The following is a 5,248-nucleotide window of genomic DNA, read 5'->3' as shown; positions in this document are numbered from 1 at the left end:
CAAAATCAAGAAGTTTTGGGGTACTACCGAAAACGCTGTCCGGGTTCAAATCTATTCAGCCATATGTACATACTGCCTGGTGGCAATCGTTCAACACGATATGCAACTGGATAGAAGTACATACGAAATTCTTCAAATATTAAGCATTTCATTGACTGACAAAACTCATCTTCGAGACCTCTTTGATAAAACTAAATTTCAAAATGACAAAGAACGATTTGGACCAAATGGGCCAAGTTTATTTAATTTTTAATAACGTCCCATTTTTAATGGGACACTAGTGTTCTCGTATATGTTCTCAATTACTTTTTCATCAATCTTATATGTATTCAGCAGATTGTTGAAATCTGATTTCTTTAACTTTCTTTTCCTTGCATTCAATGTTAATGCCAGCTCATCTTTATCGTCTGGTAATACCAATTTAGTTGATAACAAATCGTATGCCGGAGCCAATATGTATTCATTAGCCGGTTTATAAAGTGAGAAGTTCTTGAGATGCATATCTGCATTTCCGGTTAGGTAACAAAATAACAATACTTCAAAATAAGTAAGTAAGTCTAAAACCGGATAGGCCGAATGTAACATTATTATCTTCGCTATCTGTTCGTGCGATCCTTTATATTTCTGTTCGGTAAGTTTTTCTGTTAGTTGACACATGTCTTCCATGGGAATCTTTCCCTTTTTCTTATCACGGTCTATACGCTTGGTGATATAGGCCAGTGATCCGTCTTTAAACCGGATTAAAGAATGCGGTACAGTTTTAATGTTTACCATGGTTGCCAAATGCATGGTAAGATCTTCGTTTTCAGGAAGATTTACATACAGTTCGGTTTGTGGTTTGAGAATATATTTACCCCACAGACCAACGATGGTAAATCGTTTTTTACCATTTGCTTCTTTTTCCAGATCGACAGATAATTTGGGTTGTACACCCGTAACGGTTACCTGCGATCGCACCACTTCCAATGCCAATGATTCTATATCGTCTTTGGTATAAGGTAGTTCCGGCGGAGTGGTTGTGCCGAATAGTTTCTTTGAACACTGCGGATGAAAGTCGGTCTGACCTTGTTCAAGTGGCTGATAACAATATAAACATCGCTGCATAACAGACTGGATTAAACGGGTTGAACACTTACAGCTCCAATACAATCTTTACAACAAGCCAACAGTAACGACATCCGGTCTCTGCCGCTTATCTTCCAGTTTTTTTCCGCAATATCCAATAACCATCCTTCAGGGATTAGTCCATCAAAGAATGGGTGAAGCATAGTGCTTACATAGGGGGTGTCGCCAAGGGGTAAAGTCAGACTTATCGCCTCTGCAGATTCATTTGCCAGATAAGACGGATCATACACAAATGTGTAGCCATTCTCGTCTTCGGTAAGGGTTCCGGCAAAATTATCTTTCATAAATATCCTGGCCTTTTTCATGATTCAAGCAGTTTTTGTCTGTCCATGGGTACCGGACCGAGTTGCATTCCCATAAGTTTTAACACCTGGTTTACCTTATCCATCTTCAGTGTTTCTTTTCCCTGTTCCAGTTCGCGCAAAAATCGGATGCCTACACCGGCTTTCTGTGCAAATTCTTCACGTGATAAACCCAGCGATTTCCGCTTTGCTTTCACAAATTCGTTTAATGGAAGATTATTCATATTCAATACCTTTTCGGGTACAAATATAAGATTATTATTCAATAATAGACCCTTTCGGGTGTTATTTCGTGATTATACGGAGAATAACACCCGAAAGGGTATCTTATTATTGCTTTATTTCACACAGCCCTACGGTGCCGTCGGAGCTTGTAAACAGGCAACGGTTCTTGCTTAGGGGTACAACGGTACTGATAAGGGAGTTGCCTACTTTATATTTCCAGAGCAGCTTGCCCGATTTTGCCTCTACGGCAAACAGGAGTCCGCTTCGTGTACTGCCAAAAACAACGCCCTCTTTTTCCACAGGCATGGAGGGGGCATGTTCGTATCCGAAACCTACGTTGCAGGCCCACAGTTGCTTTACCTCCGGTCCGGTTGCGTAGCACACCAGACTGTCTTGCATGGTTTTGCTGTAGAGCTGTTTCGAGTCGGCCGACAGACCGATGGTTTCGCGTACGACCGACTGCTTGGTACGCCAGACGGTCTGTCCGCTCTGCAGATCGATGGCACTCATCACCCGGTCGGGGGCGGTTACATACACATTGCCTGCCGCTGCCACGGGCCATACGGCGGCCGGTGAAAAATGCATGCGGGTAAGGCCGGCATCCCACGACCAGACTTTACGGCCGGTTGCCTTTTCCAGGGCATACAGGTTGTTGTCCCACGCGCCGAATATCACTTTGTCGCCATACACCAGCGGTTTGGTCTCGATGTATCCTTTCACGCCGGTGAATTCCCACTGAAGCCGACCGGTTTTTACGTCTATCGCATAGAAGGATCCGCTGCTTCCGCCTACATAGGCTATTCCTTTTTGGATAGTTACCGCCCCAAGCACGGCCTTGGGTGTTTCCATCTTCCAGCGTAATTGTCCGCTTTTGGCGTCCACTCCGTAGATGGATGCATCGGCAGAACCGAATACCACCACTCCGTTGCCGGCATCGGGAGTGCCTACGATGCGTGCGTTACTTTTGAATGTCCATTTCAGCTTGCCCTCCTTCAGGGTGTAGCACGAGAGTTCGCCTAAATCGTCGCCCACATACACGGAGTTGTTGTATACCACGGGAGATGAGTAGATGCCTTTTCCTGTGGCGGCCGACCAACCCATTTTTACCTGAGGGTAGCTTTTATTTACAGAGAAATCGGGACGTTTATACAAAGACACACCCGCCCATCGTTTGGGTTCGCCGCCGATGGTCTGTTCAGATACAACGATGGAATCGTTGGTTACCTGGTAGACGGAATAGCCACCTGCGTCCGCTTTCGCCCGCAGGGTGGAACGGTTGAGCAGTCCCGGGATCCCGTCGTAAAACAGCTGTCGGTTGCTATGGTAATGGCCTCCCAGGATTACCTTGATATTGAACGGACGAACGGCATCGGTCACCTCGTACCAATTGTCCACGTCGCCATCCTGCAGGGGATAATGGGATACCAGTATCACCGGCTTCTCCGCCCCTGCCTTGGTAAGCTCCTGCTTGAGCCATGAGATATCCTGCGGAGCTACATGGCCGTCGGCCATACGCATCACCGGACCCGAATTAAATCCTAAGAACAGGTATCCGTTGTGTTCGAATCGAAAACGATCGGACCCGAATACCTTATTGAAATCGGTACAGCCGGACTCGCTCCATTTGGTTTCGTGGTTGCCGGACGTTATGTAGTAGGGAACCTTCAGCTTGTCCAGGATGGACTTTGCCTTTTGCAACGAGCCCAGGTCTCCCTCTTCGGTGATATCGCCGGATACAAGGATGAAGTCGATTCCGGATGTGGCATTCACCTGATCCACGGCACGCTGCAGGTCCTCCACAGCGGGAGTGGAATGGGTGATGTGCAGATCGGTGAACAACGCAAAACGGAAATCCTTTGCCTGAACAAACAAGATGCTCAGGCAGAGAATCAGCATATAGGATATACGTCTCATGGGTCTCATCCTTTATTATTTTCGCGATAGGCATCCACCGCATTCTTTACCGAACCATACATAAGGAGCAGGCGCTGGGACTGGTCGTACTCCAGATTAAGTTCTTCCATCACCATGCGTGTACCCCGGTCCACCAACTTCTGGTTGCTCAGCTGCATGTTCACCATGCGGTTGCCCTTTACCCGGCCCAGCTTGATCATGGTGGTGGTGGTGATCATGTTCAGGATCATCTTCTGTCCCGTTCCGGATTTCATGCGTGAGCTGCCTGTAACGAACTCCGGACCTACAATCATTTCGATGGGGATTTCGGCCTCTTTCGAAATGGGAGAATCGGGGTTGCTGCTTATGGAAGCGGTAAGGATTCCATGGGCCCGTGCATTACGTAAAGCGCCCAGCACATAGGGTGTGGTACCCGAGGCGGCAATGCCGATAACCGTATCTTTTTCGTTTATGTGACGTTCCTGCAGCTCGATCCAGCCACGCTCCGCATCGTCTTCGGCATTTTCCACCGGGTTGCGAAGAGCCACATCTCCACCGGCGATAAGTCCCACCACCAACGTAGGGGGCATGCCGAATGTGGGAGGAATCTCGGAGGCGTCTAATACCCCCAGGCGTCCGCTGGTGCCGGCACCCATATAGAATATACGTCCCCCCTGCTTCATGCGGGGAACAATCTGCGAAACCAGTTTCTCTATCTGCGGAATCACTTTCTGTACGGCAAGTGCCACACGCTGATCTTCGGCGTTAATCTCCTGTAATAGTTCCAGTACCGACTTCTTTTCCAGGTCGTCGTACAAGGAGGGTTGTTCTGTTATTTTTACAAAAGCCATCTGTTGTCCAATTTAATTTTTTTCTGAATGATAGGAAATAAGTCCGTCCATGGGACTCTGCATAATGGTGCCGATCTGTATGCCGGTCTCCGCCGCTGCCTCTTCCAATACGGTTCTGTAATACCAGGCCACGGATCCGATGAGATGAACCGGGTTATGCTGGTAATCGTACTGTTTTACATTGCGGTTGAAAAAGGCTTTGAAGGCATTGAGCACCAGCGAATGTACTTCGGGCACATCGAGGTGCGCCACCAGGAAAGGCGACACACTGGCCAGGAACCGGTTGGGGAAAGGCTTTTTGTAGACTCTCTCCAATATGATGGCAGGTGTTAATTCGTATGTTGCCAGGAATTCTTCTTTCAATGCGGCCGGCAGCTGGTTTTTGAGGATATCGCCCACCAGCAGTTTGCCCAGTACCGCACCGCTCCCTTCGTCGCCCAGGATGAATCCCAGGGGCGATACGTTGCTTACAATCTCCTTCCCATCGTAAAAACAGGAGTTGGAACCGGTGCCCATAATGCAGGCGATACCCGGCTGTCTGCCGCATAAGCCACGGGCGGCACCCAACATATCGCTGCCCACCTCGATGGGTACATCCAGGTGGCGTGCTATCGCCTTGCGTACTATTTCATTCTTTTCGGGGAAAGCGCATCCGGCTCCGTAGAACCATACGGCTTCCACCTTGGCTGCCTCTATAAAAGGCAGCAGGTTCTGCTCTACCTCGTTGCTGATTTCATCTTCAGTCTGAAAAAAGGGATTGGTCCCTTTCGTGAAGACCTGCTTAACCAGCGCCCCCTTATCAACCAGGCACCAATCGGTTTTAGTTGAACCACTATCTGCTATCAGTATCAT

6 protein-coding genes and 1 pseudogene are annotated in these 5,248 nt (G+C 48.2%); 1 reads left to right on the top strand and 6 read right to left on the bottom strand.

Annotated features, from left to right (window positions below; genetic code table 11):
* A pseudogene (locus AB7E53_RS13955) lies at positions 1-253 on the top strand (IS4 family transposase); the annotation flags it as partial.
* Here the strand turns inward: AB7E53_RS13955 and AB7E53_RS13950 are convergent.
* The 6 genes from AB7E53_RS13950 to AB7E53_RS13925 all read right to left on the bottom strand — a co-directional run bounded on the left by AB7E53_RS13950 (position 250) and on the right by AB7E53_RS13925 (position 5,248).
* Complete coding sequence (locus AB7E53_RS13950; protein WP_446776355.1) at positions 250-1,104, bottom strand: HipA domain-containing protein; 855 nt, start codon at positions 1,102-1,104, stop codon at positions 250-252. The pseudogene AB7E53_RS13955 and the gene AB7E53_RS13950 sit on opposite strands and share 4 nt — an antisense overlap.
* A gap of 11 nt (positions 1,105-1,115) precedes the next feature.
* Positions 1,116-1,430, bottom strand: a complete 315-nt coding sequence (locus AB7E53_RS13945; protein ID WP_446776353.1) for a HipA N-terminal domain-containing protein — start codon at positions 1,428-1,430, stop codon at positions 1,116-1,118.
* On the bottom strand, positions 1,427-1,651 hold the full coding sequence (locus tag AB7E53_RS13940; RefSeq protein ID WP_068181891.1) for a helix-turn-helix domain-containing protein: 225 nt from the start codon (positions 1,649-1,651) through the stop codon (positions 1,427-1,429). The genes AB7E53_RS13945 and AB7E53_RS13940 overlap by 4 nt, the downstream gene beginning before the upstream one ends.
* Before the next feature lie 106 nt (positions 1,652-1,757).
* Complete coding sequence (locus AB7E53_RS13935; protein ID WP_446776351.1) at positions 1,758-3,566, bottom strand: outer membrane protein assembly factor BamB family protein; 1,809 nt, start codon at positions 3,564-3,566, stop codon at positions 1,758-1,760.
* 5 nt (positions 3,567-3,571) lie between these two features.
* Positions 3,572-4,396, bottom strand: coding sequence for an N-acetylmuramic acid 6-phosphate etherase (gene murQ / locus AB7E53_RS13930; protein ID WP_068181615.1), 825 nt, complete (start codon positions 4,394-4,396; stop codon positions 3,572-3,574).
* 12 nt (positions 4,397-4,408) lie between these two features.
* The gene (locus AB7E53_RS13925; RefSeq protein WP_446776349.1) at positions 4,409-5,248 is read right to left on the bottom strand and encodes an ATPase; all 840 of its coding nucleotides are present in this window, start codon (positions 5,246-5,248) and stop codon (positions 4,409-4,411) included.

Source organism: Macellibacteroides sp. (genome assembly GCF_050251695.1).
GTDB lineage: Bacteria > Bacteroidota > Bacteroidia > Bacteroidales > Tannerellaceae > Macellibacteroides > Macellibacteroides fermentans.
The sequence above is the reverse complement of the archived record's forward strand: the minus strand, read 5'-3'. Positions and strand labels throughout refer to the sequence as shown.